General features: G+C 68.2%; 25 protein-coding genes and 1 tRNA gene. 19 read left to right on the top strand and 7 right to left on the bottom strand.

The window, feature by feature from the left end; translation table 11 throughout:
* Window positions 1-49: 49 nt before the first annotated feature.
* From OG394_RS14360 to OG394_RS14345, 4 genes are all read right to left on the bottom strand, one after another.
* Window positions 50-1,048: a GNAT family N-acetyltransferase gene (locus OG394_RS14360; protein ID WP_328995836.1), complete on the bottom strand. Its 999-nt coding sequence runs from the start codon at window positions 1,046-1,048 to the stop codon at window positions 50-52.
* Between the two features lie 844 nt (window positions 1,049-1,892).
* On the bottom strand, window positions 1,893-2,744 hold the full coding sequence (locus tag OG394_RS14355; protein ID WP_328996834.1) for a prephenate dehydratase: 852 nt from the start codon (window positions 2,742-2,744) through the stop codon (window positions 1,893-1,895).
* Window positions 2,745-2,807: 63 nt separating this feature from the next.
* A complete protein-coding gene (locus OG394_RS14350) occupies window positions 2,808-3,608 on the bottom strand; it encodes a lysophospholipid acyltransferase family protein (protein ID WP_328995835.1) in 801 nt (266 codons plus the stop codon).
* A gap of 166 nt (window positions 3,609-3,774) precedes the next feature.
* Window positions 3,775-5,844, bottom strand: a complete 2,070-nt coding sequence (locus OG394_RS14345; RefSeq protein WP_328995834.1) for a M14 family zinc carboxypeptidase — start codon at window positions 5,842-5,844, stop codon at window positions 3,775-3,777.
* Window positions 5,845-6,212: 368 nt separating this feature from the next.
* Here OG394_RS14345 and OG394_RS14340 point away from each other — a divergent pair, with 368 nt between their 5' ends.
* The 11 genes from OG394_RS14340 to OG394_RS14290 all read left to right on the top strand — a co-directional run bounded on the left by OG394_RS14340 (window position 6,213) and on the right by OG394_RS14290 (window position 20,562).
* Window positions 6,213-8,372 (top strand): M64 family metallopeptidase, encoded by a 2,160-nt coding sequence (locus OG394_RS14340; RefSeq protein ID WP_328995833.1) that lies wholly within the window; start codon window positions 6,213-6,215, stop codon window positions 8,370-8,372.
* Between the two features lie 214 nt (window positions 8,373-8,586).
* Window positions 8,587-9,417, top strand: coding sequence for a TIGR03936 family radical SAM-associated protein (locus OG394_RS14335; RefSeq protein ID WP_328995832.1), 831 nt, complete (start codon window positions 8,587-8,589; stop codon window positions 9,415-9,417).
* A 139-nt stretch (window positions 9,418-9,556) separates the two neighbouring features.
* On the top strand, window positions 9,557-12,667 hold the full coding sequence (locus OG394_RS14330) for an Rne/Rng family ribonuclease (protein ID WP_328995831.1): 3,111 nt from the start codon (window positions 9,557-9,559) through the stop codon (window positions 12,665-12,667).
* 144 nt (window positions 12,668-12,811) lie between these two features.
* Window positions 12,812-13,129, top strand: a complete 318-nt coding sequence (gene rplU / locus OG394_RS14325) for a 50S ribosomal protein L21 (RefSeq protein WP_328995830.1) — start codon at window positions 12,812-12,814, stop codon at window positions 13,127-13,129.
* A gap of 12 nt (window positions 13,130-13,141) precedes the next feature.
* Window positions 13,142-13,408, top strand: a complete 267-nt coding sequence (rpmA, locus tag OG394_RS14320) for a 50S ribosomal protein L27 (RefSeq protein ID WP_328995829.1) — start codon at window positions 13,142-13,144, stop codon at window positions 13,406-13,408.
* Between the two features lie 123 nt (window positions 13,409-13,531).
* The gene (gene obgE / locus OG394_RS14315; RefSeq protein WP_328995828.1) at window positions 13,532-15,082 is read left to right on the top strand and encodes a GTPase ObgE; all 1,551 of its coding nucleotides are present in this window, start codon (window positions 13,532-13,534) and stop codon (window positions 15,080-15,082) included.
* A complete protein-coding gene (proB, locus tag OG394_RS14310) occupies window positions 15,079-16,191 on the top strand; it encodes a glutamate 5-kinase (RefSeq protein ID WP_328995827.1) in 1,113 nt (370 codons plus the stop codon). The genes obgE and proB overlap by 4 nt, the downstream gene beginning before the upstream one ends.
* 321 nt (window positions 16,192-16,512) lie before the next feature.
* Entirely contained in the window at window positions 16,513-17,115 is a 603-nt protein-coding gene (locus OG394_RS14305; protein WP_328995826.1) for a carboxymuconolactone decarboxylase family protein, read from the top strand.
* On the top strand, window positions 17,112-17,990 hold the full coding sequence (locus tag OG394_RS14300; RefSeq protein WP_328995825.1) for an RNA polymerase sigma-70 factor: 879 nt from the start codon (window positions 17,112-17,114) through the stop codon (window positions 17,988-17,990). Before OG394_RS14305 ends, OG394_RS14300 begins: the two co-directional genes overlap by 4 nt.
* A 54-nt stretch (window positions 17,991-18,044) precedes the next feature.
* A complete protein-coding gene (locus OG394_RS14295) occupies window positions 18,045-19,328 on the top strand; it encodes a glutamate-5-semialdehyde dehydrogenase (protein WP_328995824.1) in 1,284 nt (427 codons plus the stop codon).
* Window positions 19,329-19,731: 403 nt separating this feature from the next.
* Window positions 19,732-20,562 (top strand): hypothetical protein, encoded by an 831-nt coding sequence (locus OG394_RS14290; protein ID WP_328995823.1) that lies wholly within the window; start codon window positions 19,732-19,734, stop codon window positions 20,560-20,562.
* Here the strand turns inward: OG394_RS14290 and OG394_RS14285 are convergent.
* The gene (locus OG394_RS14285) at window positions 20,556-21,278 is read right to left on the bottom strand and encodes a 4'-phosphopantetheinyl transferase superfamily protein (protein ID WP_328995822.1); all 723 of its coding nucleotides are present in this window, start codon (window positions 21,276-21,278) and stop codon (window positions 20,556-20,558) included. The genes OG394_RS14290 and OG394_RS14285 overlap by 7 nt on opposite strands.
* A 4-nt stretch (window positions 21,279-21,282) precedes the next feature.
* Window positions 21,283-21,738, bottom strand: a complete 456-nt coding sequence (locus tag OG394_RS14280) for an Lrp/AsnC family transcriptional regulator (protein ID WP_328995821.1) — start codon at window positions 21,736-21,738, stop codon at window positions 21,283-21,285.
* 139 nt (window positions 21,739-21,877) lie between these two features.
* Between OG394_RS14280 and OG394_RS14275 the strand changes: the two genes are divergently transcribed.
* Complete coding sequence (locus tag OG394_RS14275) at window positions 21,878-22,006, top strand: hypothetical protein (protein WP_328995820.1); 129 nt, start codon at window positions 21,878-21,880, stop codon at window positions 22,004-22,006.
* A 22-nt stretch (window positions 22,007-22,028) separates the two neighbouring features.
* On the opposite strand, the gene OG394_RS14270 is transcribed toward OG394_RS14275, so the two are convergent.
* Window positions 22,029-23,066 carry a response regulator transcription factor gene (locus OG394_RS14270; protein WP_328995819.1) on the bottom strand — a complete coding sequence of 346 codons (1,038 nt, stop codon included), beginning with the start codon at window positions 23,064-23,066 and terminating at the stop codon, window positions 22,029-22,031.
* Between the two features lie 101 nt (window positions 23,067-23,167).
* Here OG394_RS14270 and OG394_RS14265 point away from each other — a divergent pair, with 101 nt between their 5' ends.
* The 7 genes from OG394_RS14265 (at window position 23,168) to OG394_RS14235 (ending at window position 25,775) form a co-directional block, all read left to right on the top strand.
* On the top strand, window positions 23,168-23,449 hold the full coding sequence (locus OG394_RS14265; protein ID WP_328995818.1) for a hypothetical protein: 282 nt from the start codon (window positions 23,168-23,170) through the stop codon (window positions 23,447-23,449).
* Window positions 23,450-23,515: 66 nt separating this feature from the next.
* The gene (locus OG394_RS14260) at window positions 23,516-23,671 is read left to right on the top strand and encodes a hypothetical protein (protein WP_328995817.1); all 156 of its coding nucleotides are present in this window, start codon (window positions 23,516-23,518) and stop codon (window positions 23,669-23,671) included.
* 47 nt (window positions 23,672-23,718) lie between these two features.
* The gene (gene nadD, locus OG394_RS14255) at window positions 23,719-24,294 is read left to right on the top strand and encodes a nicotinate-nucleotide adenylyltransferase (RefSeq protein ID WP_328996833.1); all 576 of its coding nucleotides are present in this window, start codon (window positions 23,719-23,721) and stop codon (window positions 24,292-24,294) included.
* A gap of 9 nt (window positions 24,295-24,303) precedes the next feature.
* On the top strand, window positions 24,304-24,780 hold the full coding sequence (rsfS, locus tag OG394_RS14250) for a ribosome silencing factor (protein WP_328995816.1): 477 nt from the start codon (window positions 24,304-24,306) through the stop codon (window positions 24,778-24,780).
* Window positions 24,777-25,424 carry a histidine phosphatase family protein gene (locus tag OG394_RS14245; RefSeq protein WP_328995815.1) on the top strand — a complete coding sequence of 216 codons (648 nt, stop codon included), beginning with the start codon at window positions 24,777-24,779 and terminating at the stop codon, window positions 25,422-25,424. Before rsfS ends, OG394_RS14245 begins: the two co-directional genes overlap by 4 nt.
* Before the next feature lie 88 nt (window positions 25,425-25,512).
* Window positions 25,513-25,588 (top strand) — tRNA-Ala (locus tag OG394_RS14240).
* 19 nt (window positions 25,589-25,607) lie between these two features.
* Window positions 25,608-25,775: a hypothetical protein gene (locus OG394_RS14235; RefSeq protein ID WP_328995814.1), complete on the top strand. Its 168-nt coding sequence runs from the start codon at window positions 25,608-25,610 to the stop codon at window positions 25,773-25,775.
* Window positions 25,776-26,136: the final 361 nt, after the last annotated feature.

Raw genomic sequence — 26,136 nt, 5'->3', positions numbered from 1 at the left:
CCTTTTTCCGCGAGTGGTCAGGATGTGACCACTCGCGGCAAGAACCAAGCTAGAGGGTCTTCTCCCAGTTGGTGCGTTGGGCGACCGGGCGGAAGCCGAGGTGTTTGTTGACCGCGATCATTGGGCCGTTCTCCACCGCGTTCCAGGTGTGCAGGACGGCCGGGTGATCGAGTTCGGCCTGCAATGACCGCAGGTTCGGGATCTTCACGCCCATACCGAGCCGGCGGCCGCGATGCTCCGGCCGGACCAGCGTGTCCCACTGGTAGAGCCGCTCCGGATTACCGTTGGCGCCGCCCATCTGGGTGTACGCCGCGAGCGTGCCGTCGGGCGCGATGGCGGCCGTGGTGTGGCAGAACCGCCCCTGCTCGAGTCGTCGCTCCTCGGCCTGGCGGAGCCGGTCCGGCGTCCAGCGCATCGGCTCGTGGTCCAGTTCGCCGACCGGGACCTCTTCGCCCATCACGCTGAGCGCCTCGGCGAACTGCTCGATCCACTCGTCCGGCGTGTGCTCGCGCCACTGCACCAGCTTGTACTCGTCGTGCTGACCCGCGATCCGCGCCGCCAGCTCATCGAGTTGCGCGTCCGCCATCGGCAGCTCGAACACCTGGTGGTATTCCGTGTGCTTCAGCTCGAACCCACGCGCCGCCGCGAACGCCGTACCGGCACTCTCACCGGTCTCGAAATCGCCCAGGATCGTCGTCGACAACATCGTCCGCCCGGCCGCCCTGGCACGCGAAGCCGCGGCCTCGAGCAGGAACGACGCAGCGCCGCGGCGACGACAATCAGGATGTACGGCGATCTCGACCTCGACGAGATGCGTGTTCTCCTGCAGCCACCAGTCGAGCCACGCCATCCCGAGCCACGTGTCACCGTCAACGGCGACCAGCCCCTCGACCCGCAGATCATCGTCATGCCGAGTGAACAACACCCGCGCCTCGGCCATCCCGAGCCCTGCGGGAAACTCCTGGTCATGGCGCCGTACGTCATCCCGCAGCGCGTGGAACCGGGCAAACTCTGCGGCGTCAACGCCGTCGATCTCGATGATCTCCATTGCGCCGAACCCTATCCACCAGCGCCGGCGCCTAGCGACGGATTAATCGTCAGCCGGTGCGTCCAACTCCAGCAGGACAAAGTGAAGCGCGCGCTCATCGACGACCTTGATATACGCGTGCATGCCAACGACGTCCGCCCTCTGCCGCCTCCCGCCGCCTGGCCCCGCCCGGACTACCTGCCCTATTCCGAGGGTCGACATCCGGAATGGGGAGTCGACCCTCCAAATTTGGCGTGTCCACCTCCCATTCCGGATGTCGACCCTCGGAATAGGGCCGCTGGAGTTATCCGGCTCTCCGGTCGCATCTGTGGGTTCCGGCTGCGCACCTCTTGCCGCCGGCCGCAGGCGAAGCGCCGGCACTGGCTCCGCGCCCGATCTACCGCGTAACCCCACTTCCAGCAAACACGCCGCCTCAATCGCCTCGGCACGGCGTGCCTGCGCGGCAAGAAGGACTCCCCTGCGGGGTATTCGCGCGGCACCACCGATCCGCTGCGGCGAGTCCGCGCAGGAACCCGGTCACCGCACGAGTCGTTCGGGGTGCGCGGCGAGTCCGCGCGGAAGGGTTGTCCACAGGAGGCGCATTTCGCGTCCGACCGTGGTTGGCGGTATTGGTGACCCACACATGCGGCAGGAGAGCCGAATATCCCCGCTGTACGGCGAACCGGGTGAGCGCCTCGAGCGAACCGGACAACGCGTCCGGAGCCACGCCCGCAGACGTCCAGCCGGTATGCACCAGGCGGATCGTGCTGGTCGTCTTGGCACTGCGGACGCGAGGCCAACGCCGACGTCGTACCGACCCATAAGCCATGGGGCGCAATCGTGGCAGCCGGTGACGCGCCCAGGGCTAGTGGGCTGGGTCGTGTAGGGAGTCGTGGGGGCGGAGGGCGCGGTTTTCCAGGGGCTCGGCGATCGAGGCGCGGAAGGGGTGGGCCGGGTAGACGCCGAGCAGGCGTACCTCGACCGAGAAGAAGTGCAGCTCCTCCAAAGCCAACGCCAGGCCCGGGTCTTCCGGGTGGCCTTCGACGTCGGCGTAGAACTGGGTGGCGAAGAAGGTGCCGCCGAGTTGGTACGACTCCAGCTTCGTCATGTTGACGCCGTTGGTCGCGAAACCGCCGAGCGCCTTGTACAGCGCGGCGGGCACGTTGCGGACCCGGTAGACGAAGCTCGTCACCATCGGCCCGGTGCCGACCGGCGGGATCTTCGTCTCGCGCGACAGCACCAGGAATCGGGTGGTGTTGTGGTGCTCGTCCTCCACGTCGCGCGCCAGGATCTCCAACCCATAGAGCTCGGCGGCGGCCAAGGGGGAAAGCGCGGCAACACTCGGATCGCCCAGCTCCGCCACCTCGCGGGCGGCGCCGGCGGTGTCGTCGGTGACCACGGTCGACCAGCCGTGCTCGCGGATGATCTTGCGGCACTGGCCTAGCGCGTGCACGTGACTGCGCACGGTCTTGATCTGGGATATATCGGTGCCGGGGGCAACCATCAGCTGGAAGTGGATCGGCAGGAAGTGCTCGCCGATGATGTGCAGCCCGGAATCCGGCAGCAGGTGGTGGATATCGGCGACCCGGCCGGCGATCGAGTTGTCGATCGGAATCATCGCCAGCTCGGCCCGGCCCGACGTCACCGCCTCGAGCGCGTCCTCGAAGGTTGTGCACGGCAACTGCTCGCGGCCGGGGAACATCTCGGTGCAGGCCATCGCCGAGTTGGCGCCGGGCTCACCCTGGTACGCGATCGGTCCGTTCTGGGTCACACCCCGAGCTTACTCGGCCTTTCGTACCTTCTTCGGCGCGCCCGTGACCGCCCGCCCGGCCAGTTCCTTGGCCTTGGTGGCGTAAAGGTCCACATATTCCTGGCCGGACAGCTCCATGATCTTGTACATGATCTCGTCCGTGACCGCCCGAAGGATGAGACGGTCGCCCTCCATCCCGTCGTATCGGGAGAAGTCGAGCGGCTCGCCGAACTTGACCGTGGGGGAGGCCAGCGACGCGACCACCTTGCCGGGCGGCGCCACCACGTCGGTCCCGATCACGCCGCACGGGATCACCGGCACCTTGGCCTCCAGGGCGAGCCGGGCGACCCCGGTCCGGCCCTTGTAGAGCTTGCCGTCGTGCGACCGCGTGCCCTCGGGGTAGATCCCGAACAGCTCGCCGCGCTGCAGCACCTTCATCCCGGCCTTAAGCGCGCCCTCGGAGGCGGAACCGCCGGTCCGGTCGATCGGGACCTGGCCGGTGCCCTTGAAGAACCCGCGCTGGAACCGGCCCTTGAGCCCGCCGCCGACGAAGTAGTCCGACTTGGCCACGAACGTGACCCGCCGGTTCACCACCAGCGGCATGAAGATCCAGTCGGCGTACGAGAGGTGGTTACTGGCGATGATCGCCGGGCCGGTGAGCGGAATGTGCTCCGCACCCTCGACCTTCGGACGGAAGACCCGTCGCACGGGCGGGCCGAGCAGCACGTTCTTGAGCACCCAGTAGATGCCCTTGCCGTCACCCTCGCCGGCGTCGGTGCCCTCGTCGACCGGGCCTGGTTCTAGCCGCGGCGACTGTGCCGGTTCCGTCATCGATGTCCTCTCCCTCACGTACCCCTGGGCCATCATGATGCCGTAAGCCGGCCGGTTCGGCGCCGACCCTCCGGGCCAAGCGAGACCACACAGCCAGTGGTATCACCTCCGGACCAGACCGACCAGCGCCCCCTCCGCCGTACAGGCCGGAGAGGGCGCCTGGCTATCAGCCCTTGAAGCGGCGGCAGGGGTCGCCGACCCAAGCCGTCTTGCCACGGTCGACGGTGACGTCGCGGGTTCCGAGCAGCTTGCCGGTCTTGGTGTAGCAGCTCAGCTTCCAGCTCTCCTTGACCCCGGTGTACGACGCCGGGGTGGGCGGCGCGAACTCGACCGAGCCGGACCAGTCGGCCGTCTCACCACCGTCGAAGTTCTCCACCCTGACCGTGTACGTGCCCGGCACCGGGTCGAGCAGTACGGCGACCTCCGGGTCGGCCAGCGATGCCGCCTGCGCGACCTGCTTGCCGTCCGGCCCGATGATGTAGACATCCCAGTCGACGTCCGGCTTGTTCCAGCCGATCTTGATCGAGGCCTTGCCGTTGTCGGCCTCCGGCGGCGCCTTGATCGTGAACGTCGCCTCCTCCGACTGGCCCTTCGCCGGGATGCCGGCCGGGTTCACCAGCGTCACCGACGGCTGGGTCGGCGCGACCGGGTCACGGCCCCAGCGGCCCGCGACGTACGGCCGGGTGGACGGGTTGACCGACCACTTGAACAGGCCAAGGCCCGTGTTCAGGGTCGACTCGAGCCGATCGGTGTAGATGATCGGGTCCTTCGTCGTCCCGTCCGGCTGGACCACCGGGGAGGTCGGCGTCTGGAAGGTCTTGTTGATCTTCAGGACGCGGCCGGGCGCGGTGGCGCCGACGATGGTCGAGTGCAGTTTGGCGTTGCCCGTGGCCTCGCTCATCTTCAGCAGGGCCTCGCGGTTACCGCCCTTACCGGCACCAGGTGCCGGGGCCTGGCCGAGGTAGTGCGCGACGACTCCTTCGGCGTACGGCGGGTGGAAGGACGAGCCGATCTCGAAGGTGAAGCCGAAACCACCAGTCGCCCAGTAGCTCCAGTCCTCGGTCGAACCAGTGGTGTCGTACAGCTGGTAGCTCGGCTGGTTGGTGTAGCCGTTAGCTGTCGCCATCGAGGCTCCCAGCGCCTTGTAGACGGGCTCGTCCGGGGGAGCGCCTGCAGCGAGTACACCCGGCGGACGCAGGATGAGGTTCGAGAACGTGTGGATGGTGATCAGACCGGTCACCTGGCGGTTGGAGACGACCCAGCGGACGTTCTGGACCTCGGGCAGTACAGACGGCCCGTCGCCGCGGAAGGTCTCACTGCGGTAGTTGGTGCTTGCGCCCGGTCCACCCCAGAAGCCCGGGTAGTTCCGGTTCGGGTCGGTACCGCGCTGCACGCCCTGCGGGTTGTTGCCACAGTCGCCACCGAGCTCCTCGGGCAGCGTCTTGGCCGTCACCTCACACGTCTTCCGCTTCATCTCGTAGTCGAACTTGGAGAAGTCACCCTTGGGAGTGGCCTCCCGTGAGGTGTTGAAGCCGTCGACGTTCACGATCGGCACGACGATGGTGCGGGTCTTCTGCACGATCGACGTGATCCGCTTGACCTTGCCGTAGTTCTTGACCAGGTCGAAGGCGTACTCGATCGCGGTCTCGCCGGACGGCCACTCGCGCGAGTGGTGCGCGCCCATCAGGAAGAAGACCGGTTTACCGTCGCCCAGGTTCGTCGGGTTGGTGGTGATCTCGATGCCCCGGACAGTGCGGCCTTCGCCGGACTTGTAGGGCAGCGTGATCGGTTTGACCAGCTTCGGGTACTGCTTGGCCAGGAGCGCCAGGTCCGCCTCGTAGTCAGGCAGACGCCGGTACGAGTCGCGGCCGCTGGGTAGCGGCGACACGGCCGTGGCGGCGGCGTACCGCGCGTCGGCGGCGCGGTCGAGGCGGTTCTGCTCCTCGACGTCGGCGATCTTGACCGTCCACTTGTAGCCGGCGGACCTCAGCAGGTTCCGCTCGCGCTCGTCACCGGCGTACACCGTGACGGAGTCCGCGTCGGCCTGTTCGGTGACGTCGAACCCCAGCTTGATCAAGCGGTCGCGGTCGGCGCGGGTCGGCGTACTCACGTCCAGCAGTTGTGACCGGTTGTCGGGCGGTGGATCGGCCTGGGCCGGGGCGGGCAGTCCCTGCAACCCGGCGGCCACGGCGGCGACAGCGGCCGCGCAACCCACCACGGCGGTGCTGCGGCGCATAGTCCATCTCATTCGGTGAACCCCCACTCTGTCGGACCGCGGCTGGCGGGTGCCGGGCGGGCATCGCGGTACGACCTGTGCGCACATGCTCACCCGCCGCAGTGCCGAAGTCGAGGGGATTCTCCGGTTCAGAGCGGGAGATCGCGGGAAACCCTTCGCCGCTACGCGCTGACAATTGTCGGTGGCGGTCCGTAGCCTGTGTCGCGAGTCAGGTTCCGCCCGGAAGCTGCCTGGGTGAGGGGATGTTCATGCGGATTAGGTTCGGACGGTTGATCGCGTGTGCGGCGGTGGCTTCGACGGCCTTCGCGGCGCTGCCCTCTGTGTCCTCAGCGTCAGCTTCGACTTCTGATGCTCTTGAAGCGAAGGTCGTGCCGATCCAGGTGACGGGGCCGGCGTCATCGCGGTTCAACCTGGTCGTGATGGGGGATGGTTATACGGCGGCCGAATTGCCGAAGTTCCGCGAGCAGTTGGACAAGCACTTGAATGTGCTCTGGAGTATCGAGCCCTTCAAGTCGTACCGCAGCTATGTGAACGTCTACGCGGTCGAGATCCCGTCACCCGAGAGCGGTGTCGACTGCGACCCGAATCTGACCTCACCCAAGGTCGAAACCCCTTTGAACATGGGCTTTTGGGGCGGCTGCAACCCCGCCAGCGTGCAGCGCGCTCTAGTCGTCGGCACCGCCGCGGCCGCCAAGTATGCCGATCTAGTCCCCGGCACGACCACGGCCAACCGCCAGGTCCTTGCCATCGGCAACAGTGACACGTACGGCGGCACTGGCGGGACGTATGCGACCGCCTCGGGTGGCAACGCGATGTCCGCGCTGATCACGCCGCACGAGCTCGGGCACTCGCTCGGCGGCCTGCAAGACGAGTACGACTACTACGGCCGCGGCGAGCGTGGTGCGCCGTACGAAGGCGGCGAGCCGACCTCGATCCACCACACGCTGTTGACCGAACAGCAAATGGCGGAGCAGCAGAAGAAGTGGTTCCGCTGGCTGGGGGAGCCGAGTGAGTCCGGCGGCGTGATCGGGCGCTACGAGGCCGGGATGTACGCCGGATCAGGCGTTTGGCGGCCGAGCCGGCACTCGATGATGAAGGTCCTCGGCTACTACTTCGACCAGGTCTCGCGGGAGCGGATGACCCAGCGGATCTCGTCGCGCGCCACCCTTTTCCAGGCGAGTACGCCGACCACCGGGTCCGTCGCGGGCGACCAGGTGGTGTGGTTGCAGACCCTGCACCCGGTATCGCACGAGCTCGACGTGACCTGGACGCTCGACGGGTTGCCGGTCCTCGGCACGGAGAACCGGCGCTTCCTCGACCTGGCTCCTCTCGGTCTGGCCGGTTCGCACCAGTTGACGGCGACCATCACCGACCCGACGTCGTTCATCCGCGACCCAGCCGTGCGCCCGAAGGCATCGCGGACGTGGACGGTGGACGCGTCCGCCTCGGTCGGCACGGTCGATGCCGAGCCGGGGATCGTGGCGTCGACTGCGGTGGATCGGCCCGTGGCGGGGGAGCAGGTCGTGTACGTCGAGACGACGCAGGCCGACGACGCCGTACCGGCTGTCTCGTGGCAGGTCGACGGTCAGCCGGTTGCGAATCCGGGTAACGACCGCGACTTCGACCTGGCTCCGCTGGGTCTGACCGGACCGCACACGCTGACCGCCTCGGTCGGGTCGTCCACCCGCACGTGGACGGTCGACGGGGCCGATCCCGTCGTCACGCACAAGATGTCGAAACCGCTGCTGACCGTGCAAAAGCCGACCGGCCCGGAGTACATCTACAACGGCCCGTTCACGATGGGGCTCACCACCTCGGACAACACCGATGGCTATGTGGTGCCGGAGTTCCGGGTCAACGGCGACGGTTGGTACAACTACTTCGGCTGGCCGACGGACGCGCGTCTGCCCTTCACCTTCACGGCCGAAGGAACGGTCATCGACTCCCTCGTCTACGGCAAACTCGGCCCGGCCCGGATCGTGCCCTGGGATTCCACCGCCGGCGGCTACGGTCGCCACGGCATCGAGTACCGCGCGATCGATGCCGCGGGCAACATTGGCGATCCGCGCAAGTTCGTCGCCACCCTGCTACGCACTCCCGCCGCCTGCGGCCGAACCATTACCGGTGTCCACGACGCCCCGCTTTCGGTGGCATCCGGCGTCACCTGCCTAACCGGCGCAACCGTCAACGGCCCGGTCACCGTCGCCGCCGGCGCCACCCTCGTCGCCACGGACGCGCGCATCAACGGCCCAATCCGCGCCACTTCGGCCCGTGCAGTCCACCTCCTACGCTCGACGATCACCGGCCCGGCCACCCTCTCCGGTACGACCGGCACGCTCGAGCTGATCGGCTCCACCATCACCGGCCCGACCAGCATCACCACCAGCCGTACGACGGAACCCGCAGCCATCGCGGGCAACACCATCACCGGCCCCCTCACCTGCACCGCCAACACCGCACCCCCCACCAACCTCCAAGCCCCCAACCACATCACCGGCCCCCGCACCCCCCAATGCGCCAACCTCTAGTGCGGTAACCGTCCACCTCCCACTCTTGCGTTGATTCGTCTGCATCCGCTCGCCCTCTCCCGCGGCCGGTCACCTGGCCGCCGACCCAGGCGGGCGGATTCGGACGAATCAACGCTGACGGCTAGCCCGGTTCCACGCCCACCCGGGCGCGATTCCGCCCCACCCCCAGCCCCGCCCGGTCAGCTCACCGCTCACAGGCTGCGAGAATGGTCGGGTGTCACCGACTCAGGCTCCGCCGTCACAGCAGTTGCCCGCCGTTCAGAAGCTGAGGGTCCGCTTCGCCAAGCGCGGGCGCCTGCGGTTCACGTCGCACCGGGACTTCCAGCGGGCGTTCGAGCGGGCCGTCCGACGCGCCGAGCTGCCGGTGGCGTTCTCGCACGGGTTCAGCCCGCACCCGAAGATCTCGTACGCCGGTGCCGCGCCGACGGGTGCCGCCTCCGAAGCGGAGTACCTGGAGATCTCGCTCACACACGAGCGGGACGCCGAGGAGGTCCGCCGGGCGCTCGACGAGGCGCTTCCGCCCGGTCTCGACGTACTCGAAGTGGTTGTTGCCGGACCGGGTTCGCTGGCCGACCGGCTGGAGGCCAGTGAGTGGCAGATCCGGTTACCCGGTACGGATCCTGACGAGGCAACCAAGGCGGTCGAGCAGTTCCTCGCGACCGAAGAAGTTCTGGTCGAGCGCATGACCAAACGGGGGATTCGCTCGTTCGATTGCCGGGAGGCTGTTCTCCGACTCGCAGTCAGCAGTGGCGAGCCGGACGTTGAGACGTGTGCGATACTGCAAGTGGTCGTTCGGCACGGAACCCCGTCCGTTCGACCCGACGACGTTCTCGCCGGCGTGCTCGAAGTAGCGACGCTCGCCGTGACGGGCCCGGCTTTATTGACCAGGCTCGCGCAGGGGCCGCTGCAAGCGGACACCGGCACTGTGGACGATCCGCTCGCCCGAGACCGCGACGCCACCCAGGCGACCGCGACCGGACAGGCGGACCCCGACCACCAGACGCATTCAGCGGAGGGCGACGCCGCCGCTCCGCCTGCGTCCTAGCACCCGCGGGAGAGCGGATCCAGCAGGCTTCCGCCGCTCCGGCTCCGTCGCGAGCGGCGAACCGAGACCGCCTTCTGGCTGCGCCGGGCCCGTGACAGGGGCCGCGGGGCGCGCCGGGGGCCTGAGGAGACCGCACCGCATGCTCGAAAACGAGCCGACCACGACGAACGAGAGCGCGACCGACCAGGGATCCGGCCAGTCCGGCACCTCGTCCCGTCCCGCCCGTAAGCGCACCACCAAGAGCGCCGCCGGCCAGACCGCCACCAAGCGGACCGCTGCCAAGCGCACCACCAAAAAGGCCGCGGCTCAGTCTGCCGACGCGCCTGAGACCCAGATCAGCACCCAGTCCGACGGCGCGAGCGCCGACCCGGCCCCGGCGCCCGCCAAGCGCGCCGCGGCGAAGAAGACCGCGGCCAAGCGGACCGCGAAGAAGGCCGCCGCCCCGGTCGAGACCGCTCAGCTTGAGACCGCGCCGGAGCCTGTGGCCGAGCCGGTTGCCGAGGCTGCCGCGCCGGTCAAGCGGACCACCCGCAAGCGCACCACCAAGAAGACGGCCGCGCCGCAGCCTGACCTGCTCTCGGCCGATTCGCCCGTGACCGACGGGCCGACCGCCGACACCGAGACCGCTTCGACCTCCACCGAGGCTGAGGCTGAGGTCAAGTCGAGCCGTCGTACCCGCACCCGGTCCAACCGCGGCGCGAAGACCGCTGAGGCCCTTGAGGCCGCTGGGGCCACCGAGACCGCTGAGGCCGCTCCGGCTCCCGTCGTCGAGACCCCCGCTGAGCCTGCGCTTGAGACCACTGACGCCACGGAGAGCACCCGTCGTACGCGACGTCGCGCGCCGGCCGTGGCCGCCGTACTGTTCCAGCCGCCGGTCGCCGACGCTCCCGCGCCAAAGGCCGCCCAGACTTCCAGGTCTCAGAAGGCCCAGCCCGCCAAGGTCGACGAGACGCCTGAGGTCGAGGCCGCTCCGACGACGAACCGGCGGCGCCGTACGCGTGGTGCCGCGGTCGTCGAAGAGACGGTCGCCGAGACGCCTGCCGTTGAGGCCGAGACCGAGACCGACGCGGGGAACGAGCCTGCGGCCCGCGAGGGCTCGCGCCGTTCGCGCCGTTCGCGTTCGCGCCGTGGTGGTCAGGTCGAGGAGACCCCGGTCGTCGCCGAAGAGGACGAGACCGAGGACGAGGACACCGAAGAGAGCGCCGAGCTCGAAGAGACCGACGCCGAGGACGAGACCGAAAGCGACGACGAGAACGAGGAGACCGAGGCTTCGGAGGGCGAGGGCACGCGCCGTCGCCGTCGTCGCCGCGGTGGCCGTCGCCGCCGTAAGAACGGTGACGCCGAGGGCTCGGACGATTCCGACGACACGGACTCCACCGAGGGCGAGCAGGACAACCAGGACGACAACGCCGACGACACCGAAGCTCAGGCCGATGAGGATGGCGAAGACGGTGAGGGCGGTTCGTCCTCGCGCCGTCGTCGTCGCCGTCGTCGCCGCAAGGGCGAGGACGCCGCGGCTGCTCCGGACGACCCGGAGGAGATCGTCGTACGGGTCCGTGAGCCGCGCAGCAAGAACACGGCCAACGAGATCACCGCCATCGAGGGTTCGACCCGGATGGAGGCGAAGAAGCAGCGTCGCCGCGAAGGCCGCGCCGCCGGCCGCCGCCGGGCGCCGATCGTCACCGAGGCCGAGTTCCTGGCCCGGCGCGAGTCGGTCGACCGGACGATGGTCATCCGTGCCCGCGACGACCTCACCCAGATCGCCGTCTCCGAGGACAACGTGCTCGTCGAGCACTACGTCGCGCAGGCGGAGCAGAGCTCGCTGATCGGCAACGTGTACCTCGGTCGCGTGCAGAACGTGCTGCCCAGCATGGAGGCCGCGTTCATCGACATCGGCAAGGGCCGCAACGCCGTGCTGTACGCCGGTGAGGTGGACTGGGCCACGCTGGGCGCCGGCAACGGTCCCCGCAAGATCGAGGCCGTGCTGAAGTCGGGCCAGGCCGTGCTCGTCCAGGTCACCAAGGATCCGATCGGTCACAAGGGCGCCCGCCTGACCAACCAGATCAGCCTGCCCGGCCGGTACGTCGTGTACGTACCGCGCGGCGGCAACGGCGGAATCAGCCGCAAGCTGCCGGACACCGAGCGGAACCGCCTCAAGGGCATCCTCAAGGACATCGTTCCGGACGAGGCGGGCGTGATCGTCCGTACCGCGGCCGAAGGGGCGTCGGAGGAGGAGCTGACCGCCGACGTCAGCCGCCTCAAGGCGTACTGGGACGACATCGAGAAGAAGTCGAAGTCCGGCCAGGCCCCGCAGATGCTGTACGGCGAGCCCGACCTGCTGATCCGCGTCGTCCGCGACCTCTTCACCGAGGACTTCGCGAAGCTGGTCATCTCCGGCGACGACGCGTTCGACATGGTCAGCGAGTACGTCTCGGGCGTCGCGCCGCACCTGGCCGACCGGGTGGAGAAGTGGTCGCCGGATTCCGGTGATGCCTTCGCCAACTACCGGATCGACGAGCAGATCAAGAAGGCGCTCGACCGCAAGGTCTGGCTGCCCTCGGGCGGTTCGCTGGTGATCGACCGGACCGAGGCGATGACCGTCGTCGACGTCAACACCGGCAAGTTCACCGGCTCCGGCGGAAACCTCGAGGAGACCGTCACCAGGAACAACCTGGAAGCGGCCGAGGAGATCGTCCGTCAGCTCCGGCTGCGCGATATCGGCGGCATCATCGTGGTCGACTTCATCGACATGGTGCTGGAGTCGAACCGGGATCTGGTGCTGCGCCGGCTGGTGGAGTGCCTGGGCCGCGACCGGACCAAGCACCAGGTGGCCGAGGTCACCTCGCTCGGCCTCGTGCAGATGACCCGGAAGCGGATCGGCACCGGCCTCCTGGAGGCCTTCGGTGAGAACTGCGACCACTGCGGTGGACGCGGGCTGATCCTGCACGACGAGCCCAAGGACGCCAAGAAGCGCTCTGAGCCCGCCGCCGCCGCCCCAGCTGGTGGCGGCCGTGGTCAGCAGAACGGTCAGGCGGCCCCTGGTGGCACGGCGCCGGAAGAGGGCGCCAAGAAGTCTTCCCGGCGTGGACGTGGCCGGGGTAAGGGCAAGCAGGAGACTGAAGCGGAGCAGCCGGAGCAGTCCGGTGACGCCGCTCAGCGCCTCGCCGAAATCGCCGCGGCGACCGGTGTGGACAAGGCAGCGAACGGCACTTCGGCCAATGCCGAGGAGCTGGCGGTGGCCCCAGTTTGACCCGCTTGTGACGCGCGCCGTAAACTTGCCTTTCGGCGCGCGTCTCGCGTGCCTCATTTGTGTGGGCCGCGAGAGCAGGTCTGACGCAGGCCCCGCGGTTTGTGTGTAGAGACTTTTCCGAACAAACAGAGAGCGAGATCCACGGTGTACGCGATCGTGCGCAGTGGCGGCACCCAGCAGAAGGTCGCCGTCGGCGATGTCATCGAGATCGACAGCCTGACCGACGAGGTGGGCGACACTGTCACCCTGCCGGCGGTCATGGTCGTCGATGGCGACACCGTGACGACCGATGCGGCTTCGCTGGCCAAGGTTGCCGTATCGGCAGAGGTTCTGGGCCGTACCAAGGGCCCCAAGATCCACATCCTGAAGTACAAGAACAAGACCGGTTACCGCAAGCGCCAGGGGCACCGCCAGCACTACACCCAGGTCAAGGTCACCGCGATCGACGCGAAGAAGAAGTGAGCTGATCTCGAAATGGCACACAAAAAGGGCGCAGCGTCCACCCGTAACGGTCGCGACTCCAATTCGCAGCGCCTCGGCGTGAAGCGTTTCGGTGGTCAGCTGGTCAACGCCGGCGAGATCATCGTCCGGCAGCGTGGCACCCACTTCCACCCGGGCAGCCTCGTCGGCCGTGGCGGCGACGACACGCTGTTCGCGTTGGCGGAGGGCAAGGTCGAGTTCGGCACCCGTCGCGGGCGCCGGGTCGTCAACATCGTGCCGACCCCGGCCGTGGCGGAGTAGTACCGCCACCCGGTAACGGTTACAGCCTTAGTGAGGCGGGTCGCGGAAATTTCGCGGCCCGCTTTTCACGTTGTTGTCATAGATGCTTTAGACAACAGCAAAACCCTCAGGAGAGGTACACCAATGGCAATCCCCAGCTTCGTCGACCGGGTCACCGTCAACGTGACCGGTGGCAACGGCGGAAACGGTTGTGCCTCGGTGCACCGCGAGAAGTTCAAGCCGCTCGGCGGTCCCGACGGCGGTAACGGCGGTGACGGCGGCAGCGTGATCCTGCGCGTCGACCCCGACACCACCACCCTCGTCGACTACCACCGGTCCAGCCACCGTTCCGCCACCAACGGCGCGCAGGGCAAGGGCGACCACCAGGCCGGCGGCAACGGCGGCGACGTCGTACTGCCCGTCCCCGACGGCACGGTCGTCAGCACCCCGGAAGGCGAGGTCCTCGCGGACCTGGTCGGCCCGGGCGCCGAGTTCGTCGCCGCTCAGGGTGGCAAGGGCGGCCTCGGCAACGCCGCGCTGGCCAGCGCCGCCCGCAAGGCCCCCGGCTTCGCCCTGCTGGGTGAGGACGGCGAAGCCCGCACGATCGTGCTGGAGCTCAAGGTCGTCGCGGATGTCGGCCTGGTCGGCTACCCGAGCGCCGGTAAGTCCTCGCTGGTCGCCTCGATCAGCCGGGCCCGGCCGAAGATCGCCGACTACCCCTTCACGACCCTGATTCCGAACCTCGGCGTCGTCGTCGCGGGCGAGACCACGTTCACCGTGGCCGACGTACCAGGCCTGATCGAGGGTGCGAGCGAGGGCCGCGGCCTCGGGCACGACTTCCTTCGCCACGTTGAGCGTTGTGCCGCCCTGGTCCACGTCGTCGACTGCGCGACGTACGAGCCGGGCCGCGACCCGCTCAACGACCTCAAGGTGATCGAGGCCGAGCTGTCCGCCCACGGTGGGCTGGAGGACCGGCCCCGCCTCGTCGCGCTGAACAAGATCGACGTCCCCGACGCCCGCGAGATCGCCGACATGGTGACGGCCGAGCTGCGCGATGCCGGGATGAAGGTCTTCCCGATCTCCACCGCGAGCCACGAAGGCCTCGACGACCTCAAGTTCGCGATGGCCGAGGTCGTCCGGACCCGTCGCGAGGAGACGCCCGCGCCAGAGGCGACCCGGATCATCATCCGCCCGTCGGCCGTCAGCGGGCCCGAGTTCAAGGTCAAGAAGACCGAGGACGGTTGGCTCGTGCAGGGGGACAAGCCGGCCCGTTGGGTCCGGCAGACCGACTTCGGCAACCCGGAGGCCACCGGTTACCTCGCCGACCGCCTCAACCGCCTCGGTGTCGAGCGCGAATTGCTCTCACTCGGCGCGCTCGAGGGCGACACGGTCATCATCGGCGACGGCCCGGACGCGATCGTGTTCGACTTCCAGCCCGAGGTGCAGGCCGGTGCCGAGATCCTGGCCCGCCGTGGCGAGGACCACCGCCTCGAGGAGCCGCGCCCGGCCGTAAAGCGCCGTCGCAGCAAGGACGAGGAGTACCACGCGTTCAAGGCCGGCGAGATCGAGGCGCCTGCCGACCTGTCCGAGTACGGCAAGGGCTGGGTCGAGGACGAGGTCGATCTCAGCCCCGCCGAGGCGAAGGCCGCCGAGAAGGCCGCGCTCAAGGCTGCCCGGAAGGCCGCGATCGAATGACCCTGCGGCCGCAGGTCACCGGAGCCGGCCGGATCGTCGTCAAGGTCGGCTCCTCCTCGCTCACCGAACGCGGGCGGATCGACCTGGACCGGCTGCGCATGCTCGTCGACGCGATCGCGGCCCGGCGGATCGACGGCACCGAGGTGGTGCTGGTCTCCTCCGGCGCGATCGCCGCGGGCCTCGCCCCGATGGGCCTGCGTACGCGCCCGCGCGACCTCGCCACCCAGCAGGCTGCCGCATCCGTCGGCCAAAGCCTGCTGATGGCCCGGTACGGCGAGGCGTTCGCCGCCCACGGCTTCAAGGTCGGCCAGGTCCTGCTCACCGTCGACGACGTGACCCGGCGCAGCCACTACCGCAACGCGTACCGGACTTTCGCGCGACTACTCGAGCTCGGCGTCGTACCGATCGTCAACGAGAACGACACTGTCGCCACTACGGAGATCCGCTTTGGCGACAACGACCGGCTGGCCGCTCTGACTTCGCACCTGGTCCATGCCGACTTGCTGGTGCTGCTGTCCGACGTGGACGGCCTGTACGACGGTGACCCCCGCAAGCCCGGTACGACGATGCTCACGGAGGTGCGTGGGCCTTCGGACCTTAAGGCGTTGCGTATTGGGCGCACCGGGTCGTCCGGCGTAGGCACTGGCGGCATGCAGACCAAGGTCGAAGCCGCCGCGATCGCGACTGAGGCCAGCATCCCAGTGGTGCTGACCTCGGCAGGCCTGGTGGGGGAGGCCCTGCGAGGCGAGAAGGTCGGCACGTACTTCCACCCGACCGGCCGCCGCCGCAAAACCCGGCTGCTCTGGCTCGCGCACGCCACCTCAGGCCTAGGCCGGCTCAGCCTCGACGAAGGCGCCGTACGAGCCGTCGTGCAACGCCGTACCTCCCTCCTCCCCGCAGGCATCTCCAAGGTGGAAGGCGTCTTCTCGGCGGGAGACCCGGTCGACCTCGTCTCACCCGACGGCGTGGTGGTCGCGCGCGGCCTCGTCAACTACGACGCGTCCGAACTCCCCGACCTCCTAGGCCGCTCCACCCGCGACCTCGCCCGCGAACTAGGCGCCTCCTACGAACGCGAAGTAGTCCACCGCGACGACCTAGTCATCCTCTAGACCCGTCATGAAGGTGGCCTGGGGAGTGGGGGCCCGCCGCCAAATGCGCGACATTCCCAAGGCCACACCCAACCCGGCCCTAACCGTCGCAGAAACCGCCGCCGTCCCCCTAGCGCACGCCATCGCCCGCCTACCCCGGCTGGCAGCTACGCCCGTAGCCGCCTCTGAGTCGTCTCTCTGAAGCCGTCCCTCTCTGGACGGATCGGCGGACCGTTCTCTCCTCGGCCGTCGACGCAGGTGATGAGTCGATGTCACATCTCGTCCGCGGCCGGTGACTTATGGGCAACCTGATGCTCAACCAGCGCACAGCAGGAGGACGACATGGCCGAGACCAGGATCCCCCAGACCGAGATGACCGGCCTCTTCGGCGCGGTGGCCAAGAGGTTCAGCAAGAAGATGCTCGGAGAGGTACCGGAACAGTTGGAGGTGATGTGGCACAACAAGTCGGTTCTGATGACCATGATGGGTCTGTCGAAGAAGGCGAAGAAGTGGAAGGAGTGCGACGAGAACCTCAAGGCCTTCGCACACATGGCGACCATGGCGCTGGTCGGCTGCAGGTTCTGCCTCGACCTCGGCTACTTCATGGCCCACCACGAGGGACTCGACGTGGAGAAGGCCCGCGAGGTGCCACGCTGGCGCGAGTCCGACGTCTTCACCCCTCTCGAGCGTGACGTGATGGAGTACGCCGAGGCGATGAGCCAGACGCCGCCGACGGTGACCGACGAACTCTCGGCCAGGCTGTTGGAGAGTCTCGGGGCGCCGGCCCTGATCGAGCTGACCGCCTACATCACGCTGGCGAACATGGCTTCGCGGATGAACATCGCGATCGGCCCGTTCGGGTCGCAGGGGTTCGCGGAGGCGTGCGGGCTCCGCCCGCTGGCCGAGCCGTCGACGTCGGCGGGCGGCGTAGCCTCGCGGTCATGAGCATTCCGAGCGGCACCGAGGAGTTCGAAGCTCGTCGCAGTCTGCTCTTCACCGTCGCCTACGAGATGCTCGGCTCGGCGGCCGACGCGGAGGACGTCGTCCAGGAGAGCTGGCTGCAGTGGGCCGACGTCGACCACGCGCAGGTTCGCGACCCTCGGGCGTTCCTGATCCGGATCGTCACCCGGCAGACGCTCAACCGGATGCGGACGCTGGCCCGCCGCCGGGAGAGCTACGTCGGGGAGTGGCTTCCGGAGCCGCTGCTGACCGCACCCGACATCGCGGAGGACGTGGGGTTCGCCGAGAGCATCTCGGTCGCCATGCTCACCGTCCTGGAGACCTTGAGTCCGACCGAGCGGGCGGTGTTCGTGCTGCGCGAGGTCTTCGCGGTGCCGTACGACGAGATCGCGGAGGCGCTCGACAAGAGACCGGCGGCCGTCCGGCAGATCGCCCACCGCGCGCGCGGGCATGTGGAGGCCCGATGCCCGCGGATCCGGGTCACCCTCGCGGAGCAGGAGGAGGTGGTCGAGCGGTTCCTGGCTGCGATCCGGACCGGGGACATCGACGGACTCCTGAGCGTGCTGGCCCCGGACGTGGTGGCGGTCGGCGACGGTGGCGGCCTGGCTCCCGCGGCCCGGCTGCCGATCCAGGGGGCCCGCCGAGTGGCGAACGGTCTGCTCCTCGTGGCCAGGACCGAGGGCGTCTCCATGCACACCATGTGGGTCAACGGCGCCCTGGCGATCACGGTCGAGTACCACGGCAAGGTCCATGCTGTGACCAGCGTTCGGGTCGAAGGGGGTCGCGTCACCGCGATCTACGGGGTCAACAACCCGGAGAAGCTGACCCGTCTCGGTCGGGAGACACAGCTGGCCACGTGACCGATGATCAGGCACGGCGCGCACCCGCCGGACCCTTCGCTCTACGATTGTGGGGTGAGCGAGATCATCCAGCTTTGCCAACGCGCCCGCGAGGCGTCGTACGCCCTGGCCGCCGCCTCCCGCGCCGACAAGGACACCGCGCTGAAGGCCATGGCCCAAGCCCTCCGCGACCACAGCGCGGACATCGTCGCCGCCAACGCGATCGACGTGGCGGCCGCCCGCGACGCCGGTACGCCGGAGTCGACCGTGGACCGCCTCGCGCTGGACCCGAGCCGGGTGGACGCGATGGCCGTCGGCCTGGAGGAGCTCGCGGGGCTGGTGGACCCGGTGGGCGAGGTCGTCCGCGGCTACACCCTGCCGAACGGGCTGGAGTTGCGCCAGGTCCGCGTGCCGTTCGGCGTCGTCGGCATCATCTACGAGGCCCGGCCCAACGTGACGGCCGACGCGGCTGGGATCTGCCTGAAGTCGGGGAACGCGGTGCTCCTGCGCGGATCGTCTTCCGCCGCGAAGTCGAACGCCGCCATCGTGGCTGTGCTGCGAGGCGCGGCCGAGGCGACGGGGCTGCCGGCGGACGTGATCCAGGGGGTGCCCGAGGACCGGGCTGCGGTCAAGGAGTTGATGCAGGCTCGCGGGCTCGTGGATGTCTTGATCCCGCGCGGTGGTGCCGGGTTGATCCAGACCGTGGTGTCGGAGTCGACGGTGCCGGTGATCGAGACGGGCGTGGGGAATTGCCACGTGTATGTCGATGCCGAGGCGGATCTCGACCAGGCGCTCAGCATTCTGATGAACGCGAAGACGCAGCGCCCGAGCGTGTGCAACGCGACGGAGTCCCTGCTGGTCCATGCTGATGTGGCTGAGGAGTTCCTCGCCAAGGCCTTGCCCGCGTTGACCGAGGCCGGGGTGACGGTGCACGGCGATCCGCAGGTCGTTGCCCTTGGCAAGGACGGCCCGGGCAAGGACGGCGCAGGCAAGGATGGGGCGGCTGTGGTGGCCGCGACGGACGAGGACTTCGGGACGGAGTACAACTCGCTGGATATCTCGGCGGCAGTGGTGGACTCGCTGGAGGCCGCGGTCCAGCACATTCGCCGTTACGGCTCTGGGCACACGGACGCGATCGTGACGAAGTCGCAGGCGGCGGCCCGGCGGTTCGTGCAAGCGGTGGATTCGGCGGCAGTGGTGGTGAACGCGAGTACCCGGTTCACCGACGGCGGCGAGTTCGGGTTCGGCGCCGAGATCGGCATCTCCACGCAGAAGTTGCACGCCCGCGGGCCGATGGGTCTGCCGGAGATGACCTCGACCAAGTACGTCGTGGTGGGCGAGGGCCAGGTCCGCGGCTGACCACCTGAGCATCAGAAACCCGCCCGGCAGAACCACGCCGGGCGGGTTTCGCCGTCTAGGGATCGGTGTGAGGGGCGGATTCCGGCGAACGAAGGCAATGTGCCCGAGGGCGGATTCCGACGAATGACGGCTACAACTGGTGGGAGGGCCGGTGCAAAGGGATGGTCGTTGGCCCAGGCAACCAATGTCGCTGCTAAAGGCAACGAATGCGGAACGGCTTGCACCAAGGAGAAATCGCCGTAACCCCGCCGGAAATACCCGATCGAGCGCAAGCGGCCGCGCGTCGTACGGAAACCCGACGAAAACCAGCGCAACATTCCTGGTCCCTGGCGCATCACGGTGTAGAGATGTGCTCAGGGCTCTCTGCCGGGCGGGCAGCAGAGCACGAACTAGGAGGAAGTTGATGTCTGGCGGTATCAAAGTCGACGTGCCCAAATTCTGGGAGTACGGCTACCAGATCATCCGGGGCGTCTACAGCCCCGACGAGGTCCAGGCCTTTCGGGACGGCGCGTACGCGTCCCGCGGTGTGGCCGGTGATCTGCTCTCCAAGCCATTGCTACGGCAGGCTTTGCTCGACGGCAAGATGGTCGACGTCGCGCAGCAACTCCTGGGCAAGGAGGAGATCGTCTACGCGGGCGACAGCTCGTTCACGCTCAACTCCAAGCAACACGGGTATCACAAGGACAACGCGGACCGGAAAGACCAGAACGCGCCGGACTGGCAGAGCCGCTACACGATCCTGCGATTCGGCATCTACCTGCAGGACCACGAGCGCCACACCGGCGGCCTGAACCTGCGCGAGAAGTCGCACAACACCATTTCCCTCAAGCACGGCAAGAACATCTACGTCAAAACGCGTCCGGGCGATCTCGCCGTCTGGAGCCTGCGTACCAGCCACAGCGGCAACGGCACACTGCTGAAGTTCCCGCGCTGGATCCAGCCGACGCCCGAGATGAAGGGCAAATACCCGTTCTGGTGGAAGGAGGCCAAGGCGGATGGCGACCGGATCGCCATCTTCGCCGCGCTCGGCCTCGACGACGCGCACCATGACCGTTACACCGACTACCTGAAGACCCGCGCCTACATGTGCGACATCTGGCGCAAGTCGGTGTACGACGACGAGACGTTCGCCCTGGCGGACAAGATCGGCCTGAAGGTGCGGGACATGCGCGCCGAAATCGAAGGCGATCTCAACGTCGGCCGGCACGAGGCCTGGCAGCCGATCCCTTACTGAACGCCAAGGATGGTTGCCGCGTCGCGCTTTACGATCGAAACGGCCTCCGGGCCGAGATCGGCCAAAGCGGCGACGTGACCGGCATCGACATCAAGCAGATCGATGTCTTGCAGGTGGAAGTGCTCCGCTGGAAACCGCCGCCAGCGCAGCACGCGGGCAGGCGAGGATGGTGCTGAGATCACCAGGCTCGGCAACTCCGCCCGCATCCCATCACCCGTCGCCTTCAGGACTGCCTCTTTACGAGTCCAGTACGTCGTGAACGCGCGCGCCCGTTCCGCCGCGGGCACGGCCGCGAGCGCCTCCGCCTCCTCCGGCGCCAGCACCACGCTCGCAAGCGACGAGCTGTCGAGATCGGGGTTGACCTGCTCCACGTCGACCCCGATCTCACTGCTGGGGTGGAACGCGACCAGCACCAGCTCACCCGAATGCGAAACCGACAACCGCAACGGATCCCCAACCACTCGCACCTTGCCGTGCGGTTTGCCGCAGTCCTGACAAGTCCGATCCAGCTCCACCTTCGCCGGATCGACGTCGAGGTACGCCCCCACCACTCGCCGGGTGATCGCACACCCGAGCGCGAAACGATCGCGATCCGCCGTACGCCGGTACGCCGCGAGGCGGTCGCGCTCGACGTCGTTCAGGTCTTCGGTCAGCGCCGGCCCGGCCTGCGTCGTACGGGCGATCCAGATCTCGCAATCGCCGTCGCGCAGGCTCATCCGGTCATTCCTCCGAGGGCAGTGGCGCGGGACGGGCCTCCCAGCGGGTCGAGAGGACCACAGTAGTCCTCGTACGGACGACGCCGTCGACCCGCCGCAGGCTGCCGACGACGGCCTCGAGTTGTGCCACGTCGGCCACCCGGATCTTCACCACGAGCTCCTCGTCGCCGGCCACGAACCAGCAGTCCTCGACGGCGGGAATGGCCCGGACTCCCTCGACCACGTCGTCCGTCTCGGCATCGTCGCGCTGGAACAGCCCGACCAGCGCGCTCGTCCCGAGGCCGACCTCCGCCGGTGCGACGACCGCGCGGTAGCCGAGGAGGATGCCGCGCTCCTCCAATCGGCGTACGCGCTCCTGGACGCTCGGACCGGATAGGCCGACGGTACGGCCGAGTTCAGCCCAGCTGGCCCGGCCGTTCTCACGCAGCGCTTCCAAGAGCCGTCGATCCGTAGCGTCCACGCTGCCTCCTTGAGATGAATCATTGGCCAAATCGCGTATCGGCCGATGATTCGTTGGAAAACTTGGTCCGATTGTCGTACAATTTAAAGCAGACGGGGTGCTCGCCCCGGCTTCGATACCAAACCTTTGTGAAGGGATCATGATCACCCTCGACGTCGCCCGTGCCCACATCGACGAGTTGCACCGCGAGGCGGCTGACTACCGCCGCGCCGCCGCCGCGCCCAGCACCTGGCGCCGGCTCCTCAGCCGCGCCGCCAAGCGGAGCTGACCCCCGCACCTCGGGGTCCGGCCTAGCCGCCCGCGCGCGCCAGTAGCGCCCGCCGGCTCCGGACCCCGGTCTTGTCGAAGATCGACTTGAGGTGGTCCTGGACGGTGTACTCCGACAGGAACAGGCGACCCGCCACCGTGCGCGTGTCGTCACCCTCGGCGAGGCAGCGCAGTACGTCGGACTCGCGCGCGCTCAGGCCGTGAACCCGGCAGAACAGTGCAAGCCGTTCGTCCGGGGCACACCGCTCGATGGTGACTGCGATGTCCGATTCCTCCCGCGCTACCGCCGAGTGCTCCAGCCGAGCAGCCCGTAGCGTCACCAGGCGCCCGGGCCGCAGCCATACCCGGCTCAGCGGCGGATGATCGTCGACCCCGGCCTCCACGGCCAGCAACTGGGCAGCCACGTTGTACGCCGCGGACGGCACCGGGCGTCGATCGTCCTCGGTCGGGAGCAGCGCGCGCAGGCAGGCGTCCACCCCGGGCGTCTGCTGGCGGACCTCAAGATCAGGCGCCAGCAAGAGCACTACCGGATCACCGCTATCGGTCTGCTCGGCAGGCGCGGCGGCGAAGGCCGCAATCTGCGCCCGGTGAAGAGCTGCTGTCACCGGCTCGAGCGCCTGGCTCAAACGGTCCAGCTCGGTACGGCTGAACACGTCGCCACGACGCCACAGCTCGAGGAAGCCCCAACAGCCTTGCTCGTCTATGAAGGCGATTGAGGCGACGTCGGCAACCCCGTATTCCTGACGGAGGAACGCCCGCCAGGCCTGGTCACCGGCTCCGACACCCGGTTCCGAAGCCAGCGAGACGGCGATGCCGCCCGACAGGGACGTCCACCGGTTTGTCGAGCTGAGGTACTTGAGCCGAACAGTGCTCGGTAACGCGTCCAAGCTGGGAATCTGGGCGTGCGGTGAACAGCCGACCGCTGTCGCCGGATCGGTGAGCATCCACACGTGCGCGTCAAAGGGGATCGCCGGTCGCAGGAGATCGAGTACGGCCTGACGCAACGCGCGGTCGTCGACGTACTGATCGCACGCCGTTGCCACGAGACCCACGAGCGCCATGCTCGCAACCTACTCGCGCTGGCGCCCGAATACCCAGACATCTGGGATCGACCGCCTGTGCCCCGGCTCCTAGCGTGAAAGCACAGTCAAAGGAGCTCATTATGAAGACCCTTCACATTGAACACGCTGTCACCGACTTCGCGACCTGGCGCACCGCCTTCGACCGGTTCGCCGGCGCCCGGGCCAACGCCGGCGTGCGGAATGCCCGGATCCAGCGGCCGCTCGACGACGAGCGATACGTGCTGGTCGAGCTCGACTTCGACGATTACGACAGTGCCGCGGGGTTCCTCGGGTTCCTGGAGTCGACGGTGTGGGCCGTTCCCGCCAACTCGCCGGCACTGGCGGGTTCGCCCCGGACGCGCATCCTGCAGGCCGTGGACTGAGCATGCCGCGGCCCGGAGACTGAGCCGGGGCGGGAGTGCGCGGCCCGAAGCGGTAGGCTGCGCACTATGTTCACGCTCCTGACGCCGCTGCTGGTGGCGCTCGAAGAAGCCGCGGCTGGCGGCCAACCGTCGAAGTGGCTGTTCGGTCTCTTCGCGCTCGTCGTGCTGTTCGGCCTGCTGGCGGTCACGCTGATCCTCGGCAAGGGCCGGCGCCAGAACTGACCCGGCGGAGCTGACTGATGGCCGAACCGGCGCGGCGTATAGGCGTGATGGGTGGAACCTTCGACCCTATTCACCACGGCCACCTCGTCGCTGCCAGTGAGGTCCAGTCGTACTTCGATCTCGACGAGGTCATCTTCGTACCGACCGGTCAGCCCTGGCAGAAGACCGATCGCGAGGTCTCCCCGGCCGAGCACCGCTACCTGATGACGGTCATCGCGACCGCCAGCAATCCGCGTTTCTCGGTCAGCCGGGTCGACATCGACCGGCCCGGGCCGACGTACACGATCGACACGTTGCGTGACCTGGCCAAGGTGCATCCCGACGCCGAACTGTTCTTCATCACCGGCGCGGACGCACTGGCCCAGATCCTGACCTGGCGCGACGTGGACGAGATTTTCGAGCTGGCGCGGTTCGTCGGGTGTACCCGGCCGGGCACCGAATCGCTCCACCTGCCTTTGGACCAACTGCCGATGAACCGGGTCACGCTGCTCGAGGTGCCAGCGCTGGCGATCTCGTCGACCGAGTGTCGCCGGCGAAACGCCAAGGGTGATCCCATCTGGTACCTGGTGCCGGACGGCATCGTGCAGTACATCGCCAAGACCGGCCTCTACACCTCCGACTGAAGGAACACATTGCCTGCCACCGAACGCGCCGTCGAGCTGCTGATCGCCGCAGCCGAGGCGGCCCACGACAAGAAGGCCGAGAACGTTCTCGCGTTCGACGTCTCCGAGCAGCTCGCCATCACCGACGCGTTCCTGGTCGCCTCGGCGTCCAACGACCGCCAGGTGAAGGCGATCGTCGACGCGATCGAGGAGCGCCTGCGCACCCTCGACGCCAAGCCGGTCCGGCGCGAGGGGGAGCGGGAGGGCCGCTGGGTCCTGCTCGACTACCTGGAGATCGTGGTACACGTCCAGCACGACGAGGAGCGCTCCTTCTACTCCCTCGAGCGGCTCTGGCGCGACTGCCCGATCATCCCCCTGCCCGCCGCCGACGGCACCATGCCCGCCCCGGCCGCTCCCGCCACTCCGGCTGCGTCCGAGTCGGCTGCTGACGCCTCTGCTGCTGACGCCGAGTCGTCTCCCGCTCAGCCTTCCGCGTCGGCCGAATGAGCGCCGGCCGGCTGATCGTCTGGCGGCACGGCCGGACCGAGTGGAACCTCCAGGACAGGGTCCAGGGTCAGGCGGACATCCCGCTCGACGAGGTAGGACTGGCCCAGGCCCGTGCCGCCGCCGCGCGCCTGGCCTCGCTGGCGCCTGCCCGCTTGTTCTCCAGTGACCTCCAGCGGGCCGCCGCGACCGCCGGCGAACTGGCCGCGCTGACCGGTCTCAAGGTCGAGTACGACGAGGCGTTGCGCGAGATCGACGTCGACGACTGGGCCGGCCTGACCATGGCCGAGCTCGCCGCCATGCACCCCGACGCCCACGCCCGCATCCGCTCGGGCGAATCCCAGCGCCGCGGCTCCAACGGCGAAACCGTCGAAGAGGTCGCGGCCCGCTTCGCCCCGGCCCTCCAGCGTGCCATCGACGCGGCCGACTCCTCCGAAACCGTCGTCGTCGCCACCCACGGCCTCGCCGCCCGCGTCGGCATCTGCCTGTTCCTCGGCATTCCCGAGGCCCACTGGCCCGCCTTCGGGGGCATCTCCAACTGCAACTGGGTCTCCCTGCTCCCGGGCCGATCCGGCCAATGGCGCATCGAGGAATGGAACGCCGGCTCCCTCCCCGAACCAGTGATGAGCGACGACCCCCAGAAGTGACCCCCGATTTCGTATCTGGGCTGGCCTTCGGTTAGTATTTCCGAGTCGCAAGGGCCGGACACGATCCGGCCGGACCGACACAAGGCAAGGGGCTTTGGCGCAGTTGGTAGCGCGCTTCCATGGCATGGAAGAGGTCAGGGGTTCGAATCCCCTAAGCTCCACCAAGCGTGACCTATTAGAACTATGGACCGAATCAACGCCGCCGATGAGGGCGGCAAGGTTCGGATCTACGGCAAGGCCACTCCCGGTCACGGGGGTGGCCTTTCTGGCGTCCTGGGGCGGTGTGCGGGCGCCTACGGTGGGTTGTGGGCGGTCGGCCGGGTGGTTGGCGTAGGCGGCGGCGTGGAGTAGCGCGAAGGGTTGGCGTAGGTCGTAGTCGGATACGTCGTCGTGGTCGATGTAGATGTGCTGAAATATGGCCTGGTTGAGGAGGCGGCGTTGGGCGTCGCTGCATCGGCGGTAGAGGGCTTGCGGGTCTTCGAGCAGGGTGAGGCAGATGTCGAGGAGGCGGGCGCTGTCGGATAGGTCTTCGGTTGTCTCATTCAGCCGCTCTCTGAGGCGACGGCGCTGGAGCTCGATGTCTCGCAATCTGGCTTTGATCTTGCCCTGTGGAAGACCGTCTGCGGTGTTCGTGTCGGCGGCGAGATCTAGGAGGTTGTCTTCCTTCACGTCGAGGGCGTGAAGTTCGCTGTTGAGTTGCTGGCTGAGGAGG

The organism is Kribbella sp. NBC_01245, from assembly GCF_036226525.1.
Taxonomy (GTDB): domain Bacteria; phylum Actinomycetota; class Actinomycetes; order Propionibacteriales; family Kribbellaceae; genus Kribbella.
Note: the sequence above shows the minus strand (reverse complement) of the source record. Positions and strands in the feature narration are given on the sequence as shown.